This window comes from Caulobacter sp. GW821-FHT12F03, assembly GCF_058806855.1.
In genome coordinates, this window is record NZ_JBXAQC010000003.1 from 253,450 (window position 1) to 269,726 (window position 16,277).

Genomic DNA, 16,277 nt, shown 5'->3' on the forward strand with positions numbered 1-16,277 from the left:
GCTAGCTGGCTTCGCGCTGCAGGGCGCGGCTGGCGGCCCGCTCCAGCGCCCGGGCGGCGTTCTCGCCTGGCTCGATCTGGGCGATGCCGATGTCGAAGTCGACGGTGAACGGCGTCCGGCCTTCACCGGCCTCGAAGGCGGTGCAGGCGATGACGGCGGTGATCCGCTCGGCCGCCGCGCGGGCCGCGGCCTGGGGCGTGGCGGGCAGGGCGAGGGCGAACACCTCCGGACCGAGCCGGGCGGCCGTGTCCTCGACGCGAACGAGCCGGCCGATCATCGAGCCGATCTGCGGGATGGCGCGGTCGAGATAGCCGCCGGCGCGGGCGGCCGAGGTCTCAGGCCGGTCGGCCAGCCGCAGCACGCAGACGCTCATCGGCCGGTTACGGACGCGCGAGGCGTGGGCCAGCCGCACCAGATGGCCGGCGAACAGGTCGCGCGTGAACAGGCCCGTCGCCGCATCCATCAGGCCGCTGCTGCGCGCGCGCTCCAGCGCCTTGCGGATGGAGACCGCGCGACGATAGCTGCGCGCCAGCTCGATGACCCGCTTGGCGGTTTCGGTTTCCGGCGTCTCGGGCGAGGCCACGTCGGACACGCCGCGGTGGAAGGCCTCCGACGTCGTGACGTAGCTCTCGCCGCGCAGATAGAGCAGGGCGGGGATATGATAGAGGCGCGTGTTCCGCCGCATGCCGGCGGCGATGCTCAGCGCCTCGGAGCTGTTGTCGCCGGCCCAGAGCACGACGGAGTCGAAGTCACGCTCGTGCAGGTAGTCGAAGGCCGTGAAGGCCGTGAAGGCGCCGACCACGTCGGCACCGCTGCGCGTGAGGGCGTTGCTCAGGGCGAGGAACTGCGGCGCCGGCTCGCCGACCGCCAGGATGCGATAGGGGTCGGCCTTGGGCTCGGGCAGGTCGAGGCGGCGGCCGCGCTCGGCGAAGGTCTCCAGCCGCAGCTCGAACTCTTCCTCGGCCACGGCCATGCGCACCAGCGACTCCAGCCGGAGCACGGCCTGGGCCGGATGCAGCGGCGGCGCGAGCGTCAGGTCGAAGGCGTAGCCGTCCAGCTGCGGATCGGGATCGCCGATGGCGATGACCGGCAGGCGACGCGGCGCGCAGGCGGCCTTCAGCCGCCGGGCCAGGGACAGGGCTTCGTGGCCGCCGCTGGCGACGTCGACAATCGCCGCCTCGATGGCCAGGTCGCCGAGCGCCGCGATGGCCGCGTACGGGCCCCGGGCCGTGATCGTGCGCCAGCCCAGACGGTCGAGCCCCTCGGCCAACGGTCCTGCCAGCGCGTCGTCCCGCGCCACGATCAAAATGCGGGCCTGAATTGACAAGCCGACTGAACTCCCGCCCTTGACGCCGCCGGGCCCCCGCCGGCTATCCGCTGCGCGTCAGGATTCGCAACGCTGCACCATAGCAGAGGCGAGGGACCGGCATAGGGATACAGCGCCGCAGGAGAGCGAAGATGAGCGATAAACCACTGGCCGGACGCGTCGCGGTCGTCACCGGGGCGTCCAGCGGGCTCGGACGGCGCTTCGCCCACGTGCTGTCGGACGCCGGCGCGGCCGTGGCCCTGATGGCCCGGCGCACCGACCGGCTGGCCGCCGAGGTCGCCGCGATCACCGCGAAGGGCGGCAAGGCCGTGGCGATTCCGCTCGACGTTCAGGACGTCGCCGCGATCGGTCCGGCGTTCGACGCCGTCGAGGCCGCGCTGGGACCGATCTCTATCCTGGTCAACAACGCCGGCGTCGGCGGCGACGGCATGGCCATGGACATGAGCGTCGAGACCTTCGACCAGACCTTCGCGGTCAATGTCCGCGGCGTCTATTTCGGCGCGGTGGAGGCGGCGAAGCGGATGATCGCCAGCGGCGTGGCCGAGGCCGGCGACGCGCGGATCATCAACATCGCCTCGATCGCCGCCTTCAACCAGCTGCCGGGCCTGAGCGTCTACTGCGCCTCGAAGGCCGCCTGCGCCTCGCTGACCAAGGGCCTGGCGCGCGAGTGGGCCCGGCCGCGCATCGCGGTCAACGCCATCTGCCCGGGCTACATCGAGACCGAGATCAATTCCGACTGGTTCCAGACCGAGGGCGGCCAGAAGCAGATCAAGGGCTTCCCGCGTCGCCGGCTGATGGATGAGGACGTTCTGGACGAGGCCCTGCTGATGCTGGCCGGCCGGCGGGCGCACTTCATCACCGGCACGCTGATCAGTCTCGACGACGGGCAGACGCTGTAGGCCGCTTGCCTGACCGAACGTCACCGCCTCTAGTCCTCTCCCAAACGGGAGAAACACCATGGGCAAGGGTCCGCTTTCGGGTCTGAAGATCGTCGAGTTCGCCGGCATCGGGCCGGGGCCGTTCTGCGGCATGCTGCTGTCGGACCTGGGCGCCGATGTCGTGCGGGTCGACCGCAAGGGCGCCGGGCGGGCCTCGCCCGCCGACGTCACGAGCCGCGGCCGCCGTTCGGTGGCGCTGGACCTGAAGTCGCCGGACGCCATCGAGGCGGTGCTCAAGCTGCTGGAAAGCGCCGACGGCCTGATCGAGGGCTTCCGGCCGGGCGTAATGGAACGCCTGGGGCTCGGCCCCGACGTCGTGCTCAAGCGCAATCCCAAGCTGGTGTTCGGCCGCATGACCGGCTGGGGCCAGTTCGGGCCCTACGCCAAGGCCGCCGGCCACGACATGAACTACATCGCCATCACCGGCGCGCTGCACGCCATCGGCACCAGCGACAAGCCCGTGCCGCCGCTCAACCTCGTCGGCGACTTCGGGGGCGGGGCCCTCTACCTGGCCTTTGGTCTGATGGCCGGCATCATCAGCGCCCGCGAGACCGGCAAGGGCCAGGTCATCGACTGCGCCATGAGCGACGGCGCGGCCTCGCTGATGGCCATGTTCTACGGCTTCAAGGGCGCCGGCATGTGGAAGGACGAGCGCCGCAGCAACCTGCTCGACGGCGGGGCGCACTTCTACGACACCTACCAGTGCGCCGACGGCAAGTGGATCTCGATCGGCTCGATCGAGCCGCAATTCTATGTGCTTCTGCTTGAAAAGACGGGCATTACCGACCCGCAGTTCGCAAACCAGATGAGCCGCGACGAGTGGCCCGAACTGAAGGCCAAGCTGGCCGCCGTGCTGGCGAAGAAGACCCAGGCCGAATGGTGCGAGATCATGGACGCCACCGACATCTGCTTCGCGCCGGTGCTGGATCTCGAGGAAGCTCCCAAGCACCCCCACAACGTCGCCCGCGAGACGTTCGTGACGATCGAGGGCGTGGTCCAGCCGGCGCCCGCGCCGCGCTTCTCGGCCACGCCGGGCGCCATCCAGGGCCCGCCGCCGAAGATCGGCGCGCACAACGACGAGGCCCTGTCCCAGTGGGGCTTCTCGGCCGCAGAGATCGAGTCGCTGAAGGCCAAGGGCGCGCTGTAGCAGCTTGCGTGGTTCGACACGCACCCTGCGGGTGCTGCTCACCATGACGTACATATTTGCACGTCATCCTGAGCAGGCCCGGAGGGCCGTGTCGAAGGACGCAATGGCCTCTCCAACCCTCAACAATAGCTGATACCGTCGTTCAGCCACGGTTCAGCCGGCCGATTCCATCTTCATCCTCGTAGACAGCCGTTGAATTCTCCCGTCCCTCGAAGCGGCGGTTGACTACACAGGACGAAGGCAAGGTCTTCCTGTCAGGCGCGTCGCGGCCCGAACACCCGCGGCGCGCCTTTGACGTTGCGCTCCGGCGCCGTCGCGGGCAGGTTCCGCCCATGACGCGTACACCCCGCCCGTCGGGGCTTCCCAGCACCCTCGACCTCGACCCCGTCCACTGGGCGCGGGCGACCGTCGACGTGATCGGCAAGGCGCTGACCCGCCTCTGGGGCCGCGACGTGATGCTGTATGTCGGCGGCGTGTCCTTCTGGATCATGCTGGCGGTGTTCCCGCTGCTGGTCATCGCGGTCGGGCTGTACGGCATGCTGGTGACGCCCGAGCAGGTGGCCAACCAGGCCGAGTCGCTGGCCCGCATGCTGCCGGCCGACGCCCGCGTGCTGTTCCAGGATGAGCTGCAGCGGCTGGCGCACGCCCCGCACGTGGCCGTCTCGACCCAGAGCGTCATCGCCCTGTTCATCGGCGGCTACGCCTCCCACCGGGGTTACAAGGCCCTGCTGGCGGGGTTGTCGTTCATCCACGACGAGGAGAACCAGCGCGGTTTCGTCAGCTTCAACGTCATGGCCCTGCTGGTGCTGATCGCCTCGCTGGTGCTCGTCGGCCTGGTGTCGGTGCTGTTCCTCGGCCTGCGGGTCATGGCCGTAGCCTGGAACCTCAAGCCGCTCGCGGGCCTCAGCTGGCTGTACAGCGAATGGACCTGGACCAGCGTCTGCATGCTGCTGGCCATGAGCCTGATCTACCGCTTCGCCATGTCGCGCGAACCGGTCGCCTGGCGCGCGTCGATCGCCGGCGGCGTGGCCTCGGCGGTGCTGGCGCTGATCGCGTCCTGGCTCTGCGCCATCTATGTCGAGCAGGTGGCGCACCTGGGCGCGACCTACGGCTCGGTCGGCACCGTGGTGGTGTTCCTGATCTGGCTGAGCTGGAACGTGAACGCACTGTTCTTCGGCGGGGCGCTGGCGACCGAGATGGAAATCGCCCTGCACACCCGGAAGATCAAGCCGGTCTTGAAACGACGAAAAAAAGCCCCGCGGGACTGAGCGGTCCGCTCTCGATCAGCTGAAAGCCCGCCTGGGCCGCGAAGTGCGGCACGTCGATGCGCGCCATCGGGTCGTCGGCCAGCAGGCGCGCCACCGCGCCAGGGCCGGCCTGTTCCAGGGCCCGCCGCAGCCGCAGCGTCGGCACCGGACAGTGGTGTCCCAGCGCATTGACGAGAATCTCCCCGGCAACCGGCTCGCCCGGCGCCGCGTTGAGCGGAGGTCCTTGTCCTTCGGAGGCCGTCATGGCGTCACGTCCAACCTGGCAGGGTCACCTGCGCCTGTCGCTGGTGACCTGTCCCGTGGCTCTCTACACCGCCACCAGCCCCGCGGGCGATGTGTATTTCAACCTGCTGCACAAGGACACCCACAACCGCATCCGGATGATCCCGACCGACCCGGAGCTGGGCGCGGTCGAGCGGTCCGATCTGGTCAAGGGCTTCGAGTACGAGAAGGGCCACTACATCGTCGTCACGCCCGAAGAGATCGACTCGGTGCGGCTGGAAAGCACGCGGACCATCGACATCGAGCGGTTCGTCGACCGGGACGCCATCGACCGGCTCTACTGGGACAGCCCGTACTTCCTCGCCCCGGACGGCAAGCTGGCGGTCGAGGCCTACACGGTGATCCGCGAGGCCATGCGCAAGACGGACAAGATCGCGCTGGGCCGGCTGGTCATGCACCAGCGCGAGCGGCTGATCGCCATCGAGCCGCAGGACCGCGGCCTGGTGGCCTGGAGCCTGCGCAGCAAGGACGAGGTGCGCGACGCCGACGACATCTTCGGCGAAATCCCGGCGCACAAGGCGGACGCGGGCATGATCGCCATCGCCGAGAAGATCATCGCCCAGCAGGAGGGAGCCTTCGACCCCTCGCAGTTCAACGACCGGTACGAGGACGCCCTGCGCGCGCTGATCGCCGAGAAGCAGAAGGGCAAGGGCCGCAAGGTGGTCGCCGCCGAGCCGGCCGACACCAATGTGGTCGACCTGATGGACGCCCTGCGTCGCAGTCTCGGCAAGAGCGGCGGCTCGGCGCCGGCGAAGAAGGCGGCCGCGAAGCCCAAGGCGAAGGCCGCGCCGAAGCGCAAGGCCTCCTAGCCGAGCTTTCGGATGGCGGCTGTCAGCGAGCGCTCCGACTCCGCGTAGTCGCTCCAGGCGGTCATCTTCGCCACAAGCGCCGGGGCTGTGCGGATCGTGAACCGCTTCGGATCGAGCCCCGTGCGCACCTGCGTCCAGGTCAGTGGCATCGAGACGGTCGCGCCCGGGCGGGCGCGGGGCGAGAGCGGCGCGACCGCCGTGCTCAGCCGGTCGTTGCGCAGATAGTCGAGGAAGATCCGACCCTTGCGCAGCTTCTTGGCCATGTTGACGACGTAGCGCTCGGGGCTGTCGGCGGCTATCTGGTCGCACAGCGCTTTGGCGAACGCCTTGGCGGTCGGCCAGTCGGTGCGATCCTTCTTCGCGCCCGACAGGGGCGTGACCACATGCAGGCCCTTGCCGCCGGTCGTCTTGCAGAAGGCGACCAGACCGACCGCCTCCAGCCGTTCGCGGACTTCCTTCGCGGCGGCGATCACGTCGTTGAAGTCGAGGCCCTCGTCGGGGTCGAGGTCGAACACCAGCCGGCCGGGGACTTCCGGCTCGCCGGGACGGCAGTTGGACGGATGCAGTTCCGTCGCGCCGATCTGCGCCAGCGCCGCCAGCGCCTCCTTCCGTTCTATGCGCAGATAGGGCTTGTGGTCACCGGCCAGGGCCACCTCGTCGAGCAGGGCGGAGGAGCCCTTGCCGGCATGGCGCTGGAAGAAGCGCTGGTCGCCGTTGATGCCGTCGGGCGTGCGGATGATCGAGCAGGGGCGGCCCGCCAGATGCGGCAGCATCCAGTCGCCGATCGTCTCGTAGTAGCGGGCGAGATCCAGCTTGGTCACCGGCCGGCCGTCGTCCGCATCGGGCCACAGCGGCTTGTCGGGACTGGAGATGGTCACGCCCATGACGACATTGCCCTGGGCCTTGCGCGGCGTCGGGACGGCGAGGGCGGTGTTCGCGGCGGGGGCAGGGGTCTCGGCCTCGACCTCGGCGGCCGGCTTGTCCGCGCGCAGGCCCTTGAACGCCGCCTGGCGGATGGCGCCGTCGCCGGTGAAGCCAGCGTACTCGATCTCGGCGACGAGTTCCGGCTTCACCCAGTGGGTCTCGCCCTGGCCGCGCGGCAGGCGGCTCTCGAACGGCGAGCGATCGGTTTCCAGCGCCTTCAGCTTCGGCAGCAGGCGGCTGACCTTGTCGCGGCCGAATCCCGTGCCGATCCGCCCGACATGCACCAGTTTGCCGTCGCGCATGACGCCGGCGATCAGTGACCGGAACGCGCCGCCGGTGGTCGTCCAGCCGCCGATGACCACCTCGTGGCCGGCGCGGCACTTCGACTTGATCCAGGTTTCGCCGCGGCCGGAGCGGTAGGGCGCGTCGATCCGCTTGGAGACGATGCCTTCGAGCGACATGCGGCAGGCCGAGCTCAGCACCGCATCGCCGCCGGAGGCGAAGTGCTCGACATAGCGCAGGCGGCCAGTCTTCAGCGGCTTGAGCAGGGCCTGCAGCCGCGCCTTGCGCTCCGACAGGGGCAGGGCGCGCAGGTCCTGCTCGCCCTCCGTCATCAGGTCGAAGGCGAAGAACACCAGATCCTTCGTCTGGCCGTCCGACAGGGCCGCCTGCAGGCCGGCGAAGTCGGGCGACCCGTCGACGTCGAGGGCGACGATCTCGCCATCGATGACGCCATCCGGCAGGCGGGCGGCGTCGCCGGCGATCTCGGGGAATTTCGCGGTCCAGTCGAGGCCCTTGCGGGTGCGAAGGGTCGCCTTTCCGTCCGCGACGCGCAGCTGCATGCGATAGCCGTCGAACTTGATCTCATGCACCCAGCCCGCGCCCTGCGGCGGCCGGTCGACCAGCTTGCAGAGCTGGGGCTCGATGAAGGCCGTCGTGGCCTTCGCCGTCTTCGCGGGCGGTTTCGGGCGCTTGCGGGCCTTCGGCGCGTCATGAATGACGGCGGCCTTCTCGGCGCTGGCCTCGGGCGAGGGGCGACTGTTCCACACGGCGTCGGCCTTGCGCTTCTTGCCGGTGATGAACGGCGTCGGCCCCTTGCCCTTGCCGGCGGCGATGTCGTCCATCGTCCGGCCCGAGGCGACCGAAAAGGCCGTGTCCTTGAGGAAGCGGTCCTTGTCGCCTTCCCGGGCGAAGTCGTCGCGGTGCTTGATCAGCAGCCAGTTGGAGCGCTTGCCGCCGGTCCGGTCATTGCGGATCCGCACCAGCACATAACCGCCCTGCATCCGTTCGCCGGCGAACACGACCTTCAACTCGCCCTTCTTCAGGCCCTTCTCGACATCGAATCCGGGCTCCGGCGCCCAGTAGCCGCGGTCCCACAGCATCACCGTGCCGCCGCCGTACTGGCCTTCGGGGATCGTGCCCTCGAAGTCGCCATAGTCGAGCGGATGGGGTTCGACCTCCACGGCCAGCCGCTTGTCGGCCGGATCGAGCGACGGGCCGCGCGTCACGGCCCAGGACAGGAACACGCCTTCATGTTCGAGGCGCAGGTCGTAGTGCAGGCGGGTCGCGGCGTGCTTCTGGATCACGAACCGGCGACGCTGCGCGGCGGCCACGGCGACATCGCCGCTCGGCTCGGCGGTGACGCCGAAGTCACGCTTGGCGCGATAGGTCTCGAGTCTGTCGAGGGCCACGTTTCGATCTCCGGCGTTCGCCGATTGAAGTCGTGGCGACAGTCCAGGGTTCCAGCCGATCGGGCAAATTGATCTGCACGGGCCGCTCGGGACCGGCAGGGCGGCTCATGTCTTCGCGAGAACGGGCGCGTCGCCGAGCGTGACCAGATCCGTGTGGCCAAAGCCCTTCTCGTAGGTCAGCACCGACGCGATGAACGGCGTGGCGCGCATGAACCCCATGCCGCTGGTGTCGACGTCCTTCATCATCGCTTCGTACTCGGGATAGCGCTTGAACATGAGGCCCATGGCGCGCGCCTGTTCATCGGCGTCCGTCACCTCTTCGACCGTCGCGGCCATCGAGGCGCCGCCGATGGTCATGGGGTCGGCGACGTCCTCGCCGATGCAGATCGAGACGCGCGGGTCGGCCTTCAGGTTGGCGAACTTCTGGCCTTCCCGCGAGATCATGAAGTAGATCGCCGCGCCGTCGTTGACGTAGCCGACGATGGTGGCCTGGGGCCATCCGTCGGGGCGCAGGGTCGCGAGAGACAGAACCCGGCGTTTGTCGAGCTCGGCGATCAGTCGGGCTTTCAGGTCTTCCATGGGTCACCTCCTCGGGCGGCCCATAATGCGCCGGGGCCCGTCGGGGCGACTTGAGCCAGATCACGCCCGTCGCCGCCTGCGCCCTTCTTTTTTCCGGCAGGCGGCGTAAGGCTTGCGTGTGTGTATTGAGGGAGACAGACCCATGATCAGGGATCGCATGGCCGTTCTGACCGCGATGATCGACCAGGGGGTCATCCCCGTCTTCTATCACCCGGACGCCGAGACCTGCGTCAACGTCATCCAGGCCTGCGCCAACGGCGGCGCGCGCTGCATCGAGTTCACCAACCGCGGCGACTTCGCGGCCCACACCTTCCTGGAGGTGACACGACATTTCGCCGGGGCCGACCCGCGGGTGATCATGGGCGTGGGCAGCATCGTCGACGCGCCGACCGCCGGCCTCTACATCGCCAACGGGGCCAAATTCGTCGTCGGGCCGATCCTCAACGCCGAGGTGGCGAAACTCTGCAACCGGCGCATGGTCCCCTACAGCCCCGGCTGCGGCAGCGCGACGGAGATCAGCGATGCCCAGGAACTGGGCAGTGAGATCGTCAAGGTCTTCCCCGGCGAGAGCGTCGGCGGCCCGGCCTTCGTCAAGGCGGTGCTCGGACCGATGCCGTGGAGCAAGATCATGCCCACCGGCGGGGTCGATCCCGACGAGGCGTCGCTACGGGCGTGGTTCGGCGCGGGCATCGTCGCCGCCGGCATGGGCAACAAGCTGATCAGCAACGACCTTGTCGCGGCGGGCGACTGGGCCGGCATTGAGGCCCGCGTGCGCCGGACCGTCGATCTGATCGCCAGGATCCGGAGCGAGCTGGCCTGAGCCTATGCTCTCATGCGCGCGGCGATGCCGCTTCACCGGCTGAACCGGTGAAGGGGGGAGGGCGCGGCGTGCTCCGGTCTGCCCGGATGTCTGTTGGGCAGGTTTTGCAGAGGGACAGGCCGTCACACGCCGCGAAGTCCGTTATCCGGCAGCCGCCGGTGGGCAGCGGTTTTAACGCTTAGCCGGCAGAAGCCTCCGGCGGGCGGGTGGCGGCTGACCATCCCCGGACCGTGAGCGTAACCCCCGCTCACCTGACCCCGCTCGAACTCCACCCCGCCGCCGCATCGGATCGCCTGGCCGAGACGCCCTCCCCGTGCGGCGGGATGAGGTGAGTATGCGGGCGGGCCGGAAGGGGAGGCGGATTTCGTGTTCGCCCCGCGGGCAGTGCTGAAATTACCGCGCGATATCAAGGCGATGGAGATTTTCGACCCGATTGGCTCCGCGGCGTCCGCGCGTTCCGACGCCGCGCGGGCGCGGAACGCAGGGTCGGCCAGGGTCAGCGGCGCCCCCCCCCGGTCAGGGACGCCAAGTCAGCGACGCCTGGGCCTCGCCGTCCGGCGCCTCCCCGGTAAATCCCAGGCCCCTGAACATCCCCAGGGACGCGGCGTTGCTGACGACAACCATGGCCGTGACGGGCAGACCGCGCGCTTTCGCCTGCCGTTGAAGATCGGCGATCACGGCGCGGCCGACCCCCTGTCTCCGGACCGACGGGAGCAGGGCGATATCGATCACATGCAGGGCGGCGTCGACGTCCGCCTCGATCAGGCTGCCGACCGGCGCTCCCGCCGCCTCGATCACCCAGCGGCGCGCGTCCGGCCAGGCGCTGGTGTAAGTCCGCTCGCGCCCCTGATGCTGCGCCTCCAGCAGCGGCGCCAGCCCCGCTTCCCCCGGCAGTCCCATCGCCGCCAGGCTGGTGGTGAAAAACAGGCCCTTGAGGAACGGCCCATCGGCCGGCGCCTGCGGCCGGAGCCATAGATCGGCGCCCAACTGACGCGGGGCAGGGCCCGGATCGTTCCGGCTTTCGGCCTCGCTTGTCGACTCTCGCATTCCGTGCACCTATGGCTGTCACCCGCGTCGTTGTCGGCGTTTCCAGCGAAGAGGCAGGCATTGCACCCGCTCCCCAGGTTCGGTCAGTTGCTGACCATCGATGATTTCAAGCCGCATGTCGGGGAGGCCTTCGCGGTCGATGCGACGCCGGAGCCGATCCGCATCCTGCTCGACAAGGTCACGCCCCAGCCCGGCCCCAGCTGGCTGCCCCGTGAACCGTTTTCGCTCGTCTTCTCCACGCCCTGGGGAACCCTTCTCGCGGAGGGCTCCTATCGCATGAAATCACCGCGCGGGGACCTGCTCGAGGTCTACGTCATTCCGACCCAGACCCTGCCAGGTCCCCGGCGATACTATCACTCCGTATTCAACTGACGCGGTCTCAGCTGCGCGAAGGGAAGATTCCGTACAGCGCGATCGAGGTGTTGATCGTCAGCAGTGGCTGAAGCACCGGCACCGGAGTGTTGTTGCCGGTCACCGCCACGCTGGTCGGGGACAGAATCCCGGTGGGTGGCGCCGGCGCGTAGTCCTTCACGGTCACAGGGGCGAGATCCGCGTCCTCGCCGTTGGGGGCGCCCAGAACGACGGTCCCATCGGGCGTGGTGGCGGTGGCGGCCGCCGTGCTGGCGTTGAGGCCATGAACATGCTGGGGCATGTTGGAGACGAGCATGTACTCGATCTCGACTCCAATCTGCTCTCCCATGATGTACTGCGACAGGCCCGGCCCCTGGCCCTGATTGACCATCACCCGGCTGCGAAGGTCGGGCAGGGCGTAGGTCACCCGGCCGTCGCCGCCGAAGGTGGTTCCCAGCAGCGAGAACAGCGCCACGTTCTGGGAGATCGCCATGAGCTGGCCGCGACACTGCATCCAGTTACGCGGCGCGAAGTCGAAGGCGAACGTCTCGATGGTTCCGATGAATACTTGCATCCGTAAGTCCCCTGATCTGTCTCGATCTGAAGACCCTCGCGGCGGGCGAGGGTCCGGCTGACGATGTCGCGGCCTTAGCTGCGGCTGGGGAAAATCCCCTCCATCGCGATCGAGTAGTTGATGCAGAGCAGGGGCTGGATGACCGACATGGGGATCGAGCCGCCCGCCACGCCGATGCTCGTGGGCGACAGGGGCACCATGCCCGTTCCGGCCGGGGCGTACATCTTGACCGTCACCGGGGCGAGGTCCGCGTCCTCCCCGTTGGGCGCGCCGAGCACGTCGCCGCTGGCCGGGGTGGTGTCCGTGGCCGCGACCGTGCTGGCCATCAGCATATGGGTGTGGGTCGGCAAGTTTTGCGAGGTCAGGCCGACCTGTTCGCTGCCGGTCGCTTCACCGATGACGTAGTTGGACAGCCCGGGTCCCTGGCCCTGACCGACCGCGACGCGGCTGCGCAGATCCGGAAGGCCGAAGGTGACCGTGCCGTCGCCGCCGAAGTTCGTGCCCAGGAGCGAAAACAGCGCGGAATTCTGGGAAATCGAGATGAGCTGGCCACTGCAGGTCTGCCAACCGCGCGGCGCGAAATAGAAGCCGAACGCCTGGATGGTGCCCATAAAAACGTCCATGGATAGTTCCCCCTATCGCCTGGCGCGTGCCTGCGCCTCACGGCAACCTACAGGTCCCATTAAAACAATCAATGGTTGTTGTGGCTTCCCCAATGCGCGCTATGTGATACGACTCCCCATGCGTGCGTACGTGTAATCGGCGCCCGGGGGTTGCACCCGCTCCGTATACGGAGGGCGTCGCCGCCAAGGCCCAAGCTGCGCTCGCCAAGCGGCGGCAGCCGTCAGTGCAGCAGCGCGATCAGGCCGGGGAGGCCTGGCCGGGGAGCAGGGATAGTAACATGGCCGTCACCTTCACCAGCGGTTCGACCGCAACCTTTCCGTCGCCCGCCGCCGGCGCGCGGATGCTCCTGGGCGACTTCGACGGTGATGGCGACGTCGACATCCTCTACCAGACCGGGGCCAACGGCTCGGCGTTCCAGTACGCCCGGTCCAACGGCGACGGCACCTACACGATCCTGACCCTGGCCTCGTCGCCGTTCGCGGGCCTGACCCTTCCGGACCACAACGGCGGCAACTACTGGTACGTCGATGTCGACGGCGATGGCGATCTCGACGTCTGGGCCGGCGTCAACGGCGCCACCGGCTCCTGGTTCCGCAACAACGGCGGGTCTTTCTCCAGCCAGTCGACGTCCGGCTTCCCGGCGCCGGCGGCGGCGACGCGGACGGCGTTCGGCGACTTCGACGGCGACGGCGACGCCGACGTTCTCTACCAGACCGGCGGCAACGGCACGGCCTTCCAGTATGGCCGCTCGAACGGCGACGGCACCTACACCCTGCTGAGCCAGGCGTCCTCGCCGTTCGCGGGCCTGTCCCTGCCGGACAACGGCGGCCGCACCTACTATGTCGGCGACTTCGACGGGGACGGCGATGTGGACGTCTGGGCGGCCGTGGCCAACGCGACCGGCAGCTACTTCCGCAATGACGGCGGGACCTTCACCAGCCAGTCGTCCGCGACCTTCCCGGCGCCGGCGGCGGCCGGCCGGGCCGTGGTCGGCGACTTCGACTCCGACGGCGACACCGACATTCTCTACCAGACCGGCGGCAACGGCACGGCCCTGCAGTACGCCCGCTCCAACGGCGACGGCACCTTCACCATCCTCAGCCAGGCCTCGTCGCCGTTCGCCGGCCTGACCCTGCCGGACCTGTCGGCCTACCGGGTCGGCGATGTCGACGGCGACGGCGATGTGGACCTGATCGCCGGCGTGAACGGCTCGACCGGTTCGTTCTTCCGCGCCTCGGGCAAGCCCCCGGCCATCTCGACCTTCTCGCCCAGCGACAACGGCGCGAACGTCTCGACGACGGCCAACATCGTCCTGACCTTCGACGAGAGCGTGTCCAAGGGCGCGACCGGCAACATCTATATCGTCCGCACCAGCGACAACGTGGTCGTCGAGACCATCGCCATCGGCAGCAGCCAGGTCACCGGCTCCGGCACGACCTGGACCATCGACCCCTCGATCACCCTGGCCGCCTCGACGGACTACGCGATCCGCATCGACGCCAAGACCTTCGTCGACAGCGACGGCTCGATCTATTTCGGCATCAAGAACAACACCACGCTCAACTTCACCACCGCGGCCGCCGGCGGGGGAACGGCGGGCCCGGACTCGCTTACCGGCACGGCGGGCGTGGACAGCCTCAGCGGCCTGGACGGGGACGACTACCTCGACGGCGGGGCCAGCAATGACACCCTCTCCGGCGGCGAGGGCAACGACTACCTGAAAGGCGGGACCGGCGCCGACACCATGATCGGCGGCAATGGCAACGACACCTATATCGTCGACAACATCGGTGACAGCACCGACGAATCCACCGGCAGCGGCACCGACCTGGTCTGGTCCGGCATCTCCTGGACCCTCGGCACGGGCCTCGAGAACCTGACCCTGGCCGCGCCGGGCGGAGCGATCAACGGGACCGGCAACGGGCTGGACAACGTGATCCTCGGCAACAGCTCGGCCAACACCCTCAGCGGCCTGGACGGCAACGACACGCTGAACGGCGACGGCGGCGCCGACACCCTGTACGGCGGCAACGGGGCCGATACGCTCGACGGCTCCTCGCAGAACGACGTGCTCTACGGCGAGGCCGGCGTCGACACCCTGATCGGGGGGCTGGGCCATGACACGCTCGACGGCGGGACCGGGGCCGACAGCATGACCGGCGGCCTGGGCAACGACAGCTATGTCGTCGACGACGCCGGCGACACCGTCACCGAGGCCTCCGGCGAGGGGACCGACACGGTGACGGCCTCGATCACCTACACCCTGGGAAGCAACCTCGAGAACCTGACCCTCAGCGGGGCCGGGTCGATCAACGGCACGGGCAACGCCCTGCGCAACACGATCATCGGCGGCGGCGGGGCCAACGTCCTGCACGGCGGCGGCGAGGTTGACACCATCACCGGTCTCGGCGGCGCCGACACCCTCTACGGCGATGACGGCAACGACGTGCTCGACGGCGGCGATGCCGACGACCTGCTCTACGGCGGCAACGGAACCGACCGGCTGACCGGCGGGGCGGGGGCAGACACCTTCGCTTTCACGGACCTGGACATCCACCGGTTCAGCGCCGGCGCGGGCCTCGTCGAGAAGGACACCATCGTCGACCTCAGCTTCGCCGCCAACGACCGCATCGACCTCTCGGCCATCGACGCCAATGTGAACAGCGGCGGCGACCAGGCCTTCACCTTCGTCTCTGGCTTCACCAGCGTCGCCGGCCAGGCGGTGCTGTCCTACAACGGCGCGGTGACCACCCTGCAGCTCGACGTCGACGGCGACGGCAAGGCCGACTTCCGCATCGAGATCAACGGCAACCTCACCGCCACCACCGGCAACCTCTACACCGGCGGCGGCGACACCGACGGCGGCTGGGTGTTGTAGGGGCGCGATCGGCCTGACGGTCCGCGGTTGCGGCGGCGCTAGCCGCCGCCGTAGCCGCCGATGACCGGCAGGATCTCGCCGGTGATGTAGCTTCCGGTGTGGGGCGAGGCCAGGAACACGTAGGCCGGCGCGATTTCTTCCGGCTGCGCCGGTCGCTTCATCGGCGTATGGGCGCCGAACCGGGCGATGTCCTCGGGGGTCTTGTCGCTCGGATTGAGCGGCGTCCAGACCGGTCCGGGGGCCACCGCGTTGACCCGGATGCCCCGGGGGATCAGCTGCGTCGACAGCGCGCGGGTAAAGGCGTGAATGCCGCCCTTGGTCATCGAATAGTCGATCAGGTCCTTGTTGCCCATCAGGCCGGTCACCGAACCGGAATTGACGATGGCGGCCCCCGGCTTCATGTGCGGCACCGCCGCCTGGGCCATGTGAAAATAGCCGTAGAGGTTGGTTTTCAACGTCTCGTCGAAATGCGCCTCGGTCAGGTCCTCGAAGGTGGCGCTGTGAACCTGGAAGGCGGCGTTGTTGACCAGCACATCGAGCCGCCCGAACGCCTTCACCACCTGGTCGACGGCGTCGAAGCAGAAGGCGCGGTCCCGTACATCGCCCTTCAGCACCAGGCATCGGCGGCCCTCCTTCTCGACGGCCAAGCGGGTCGCCTCGGCGTCCTGCGCCTCGTCGAGGTGCAGGATGGCCACGTCCGCGCCCTCCCGGGCGAACAGCACGGCCACGGCCCGTCCAATGCCGGAGTCGCCGCCGGTGATGATCGCCACCCGCCCGCGCAGCTTGTTCGATCCCTCGTAGTAGGGGGCGTCGTACATCGGCTGCAGGTCCAGACCGGCTTCGGAACCCGGCTTGGCCTGGTGGCCCGACGGCATCGGCGGTTCGGGGTAACGCCGCGCGCCGGCCTGCATCGCGGAACCGGTCTCCGTCGGCCGGCGCGCGTCGGCCAGCGCCACCTCGTGCTGGATGTCGCGTTGACGCGCGACCGTGGGATTTGCGGGGTCAGCGGTGGACATGC

The 16,277-nt window shown here is 68.9% G+C and carries 15 protein-coding genes; 7 read left to right on the forward strand and 8 right to left on the reverse strand.

The genetic code is table 11. The features are described 5' to 3' along the window. Position 1 precedes the first annotated feature (1 nt). Positions 2–1,327: a diguanylate cyclase domain-containing protein gene (locus AC1RN0_RS09865; RefSeq protein ID WP_492787265.1), complete on the reverse strand. Its 1,326-nt coding sequence runs from the start codon at positions 1,325–1,327 to the stop codon at positions 2–4. A 131-nt stretch (positions 1,328–1,458) separates the two neighbouring features. Here AC1RN0_RS09865 and AC1RN0_RS09870 point away from each other — a divergent pair, with 131 nt between their 5' ends. The 3 genes from AC1RN0_RS09870 to AC1RN0_RS09880 all read left to right on the forward strand — a co-directional run bounded on the left by AC1RN0_RS09870 (position 1,459) and on the right by AC1RN0_RS09880 (position 4,680). Continuing rightward, positions 1,459–2,226 carry an SDR family NAD(P)-dependent oxidoreductase gene (locus AC1RN0_RS09870; protein WP_492787266.1) on the forward strand — a complete coding sequence of 256 codons (768 nt, stop codon included), beginning with the start codon at positions 1,459–1,461 and terminating at the stop codon, positions 2,224–2,226. A 58-nt stretch (positions 2,227–2,284) separates the two neighbouring features. After that, the gene (locus tag AC1RN0_RS09875; RefSeq protein WP_492787267.1) at positions 2,285–3,412 is read left to right on the forward strand and encodes a CaiB/BaiF CoA transferase family protein; all 1,128 of its coding nucleotides are present in this window, start codon (positions 2,285–2,287) and stop codon (positions 3,410–3,412) included. A 332-nt stretch (positions 3,413–3,744) separates the two neighbouring features. Beyond that, positions 3,745–4,680 carry a YihY/virulence factor BrkB family protein gene (locus tag AC1RN0_RS09880; RefSeq protein WP_492787268.1) on the forward strand — a complete coding sequence of 312 codons (936 nt, stop codon included), beginning with the start codon at positions 3,745–3,747 and terminating at the stop codon, positions 4,678–4,680. On the opposite strand, the gene AC1RN0_RS09885 is transcribed toward AC1RN0_RS09880, so the two are convergent. Further along, on the reverse strand, positions 4,637–4,924 hold the full coding sequence (locus tag AC1RN0_RS09885; protein WP_492787269.1) for a sulfurtransferase TusA family protein: 288 nt from the start codon (positions 4,922–4,924) through the stop codon (positions 4,637–4,639). The genes AC1RN0_RS09880 and AC1RN0_RS09885 overlap by 44 nt on opposite strands. Between AC1RN0_RS09885 and ku the strand changes: the two genes are divergently transcribed. After that, positions 4,923–5,771: a non-homologous end joining protein Ku gene (ku, locus tag AC1RN0_RS09890; protein WP_492787270.1), complete on the forward strand. Its 849-nt coding sequence runs from the start codon at positions 4,923–4,925 to the stop codon at positions 5,769–5,771. The genes AC1RN0_RS09885 and ku overlap by 2 nt on opposite strands. Here ku and ligD read toward each other — a convergent pair. Beyond that, positions 5,768–8,386, reverse strand: coding sequence for a DNA ligase D (ligD, locus tag AC1RN0_RS09895; protein ID WP_492787271.1), 2,619 nt, complete (start codon positions 8,384–8,386; stop codon positions 5,768–5,770). The two genes, ku and ligD, sit on opposite strands and share 4 nt — an antisense overlap. 105 nt (positions 8,387–8,491) lie before the next feature. Continuing rightward, positions 8,492–8,965, reverse strand: coding sequence for a pyridoxamine 5'-phosphate oxidase family protein (locus AC1RN0_RS09900; RefSeq protein WP_492787272.1), 474 nt, complete (start codon positions 8,963–8,965; stop codon positions 8,492–8,494). A gap of 142 nt (positions 8,966–9,107) precedes the next feature. Between AC1RN0_RS09900 and AC1RN0_RS09905 the strand changes: the two genes are divergently transcribed. Continuing rightward, positions 9,108–9,785, forward strand: coding sequence for a bifunctional 4-hydroxy-2-oxoglutarate aldolase/2-dehydro-3-deoxy-phosphogluconate aldolase (locus AC1RN0_RS09905; protein ID WP_492787273.1), 678 nt, complete (start codon positions 9,108–9,110; stop codon positions 9,783–9,785). 516 nt (positions 9,786–10,301) lie between these two features. Here AC1RN0_RS09905 and AC1RN0_RS09910 read toward each other — a convergent pair. After that, positions 10,302–10,832: a GNAT family N-acetyltransferase gene (locus AC1RN0_RS09910; RefSeq protein WP_492787274.1), complete on the reverse strand. Its 531-nt coding sequence runs from the start codon at positions 10,830–10,832 to the stop codon at positions 10,302–10,304. Positions 10,833–10,919: 87 nt separating this feature from the next. Between AC1RN0_RS09910 and AC1RN0_RS09915 the strand changes: the two genes are divergently transcribed. Beyond that, positions 10,920–11,204, forward strand: coding sequence for a DUF6916 family protein (locus AC1RN0_RS09915; RefSeq protein ID WP_492787275.1), 285 nt, complete (start codon positions 10,920–10,922; stop codon positions 11,202–11,204). 7 nt (positions 11,205–11,211) lie between these two features. On the opposite strand, the gene AC1RN0_RS09920 is transcribed toward AC1RN0_RS09915, so the two are convergent. Together AC1RN0_RS09920 and AC1RN0_RS09925 are read right to left on the reverse strand one after the other, a co-directional pair. Continuing rightward, positions 11,212–11,757, reverse strand: coding sequence for a phage tail protein (locus AC1RN0_RS09920; protein ID WP_492787276.1), 546 nt, complete (start codon positions 11,755–11,757; stop codon positions 11,212–11,214). 74 nt (positions 11,758–11,831) lie between these two features. Next, a complete protein-coding gene (locus AC1RN0_RS09925; RefSeq protein ID WP_492787277.1) occupies positions 11,832–12,380 on the reverse strand; it encodes a phage tail protein in 549 nt (182 codons plus the stop codon). A gap of 278 nt (positions 12,381–12,658) precedes the next feature. On the opposite strand from AC1RN0_RS09925, the gene AC1RN0_RS09930 reads away from it, so the two are divergent. Continuing rightward, positions 12,659–15,259 carry an FG-GAP-like repeat-containing protein gene (locus AC1RN0_RS09930; protein WP_492787278.1) on the forward strand — a complete coding sequence of 867 codons (2,601 nt, stop codon included), beginning with the start codon at positions 12,659–12,661 and terminating at the stop codon, positions 15,257–15,259. 38 nt (positions 15,260–15,297) lie between these two features. On the opposite strand, the gene AC1RN0_RS09935 is transcribed toward AC1RN0_RS09930, so the two are convergent. After that, positions 15,298–16,275 carry an SDR family oxidoreductase gene (locus AC1RN0_RS09935; RefSeq protein WP_492787279.1) on the reverse strand — a complete coding sequence of 326 codons (978 nt, stop codon included), beginning with the start codon at positions 16,273–16,275 and terminating at the stop codon, positions 15,298–15,300. Positions 16,276–16,277: the final 2 nt, after the last annotated feature.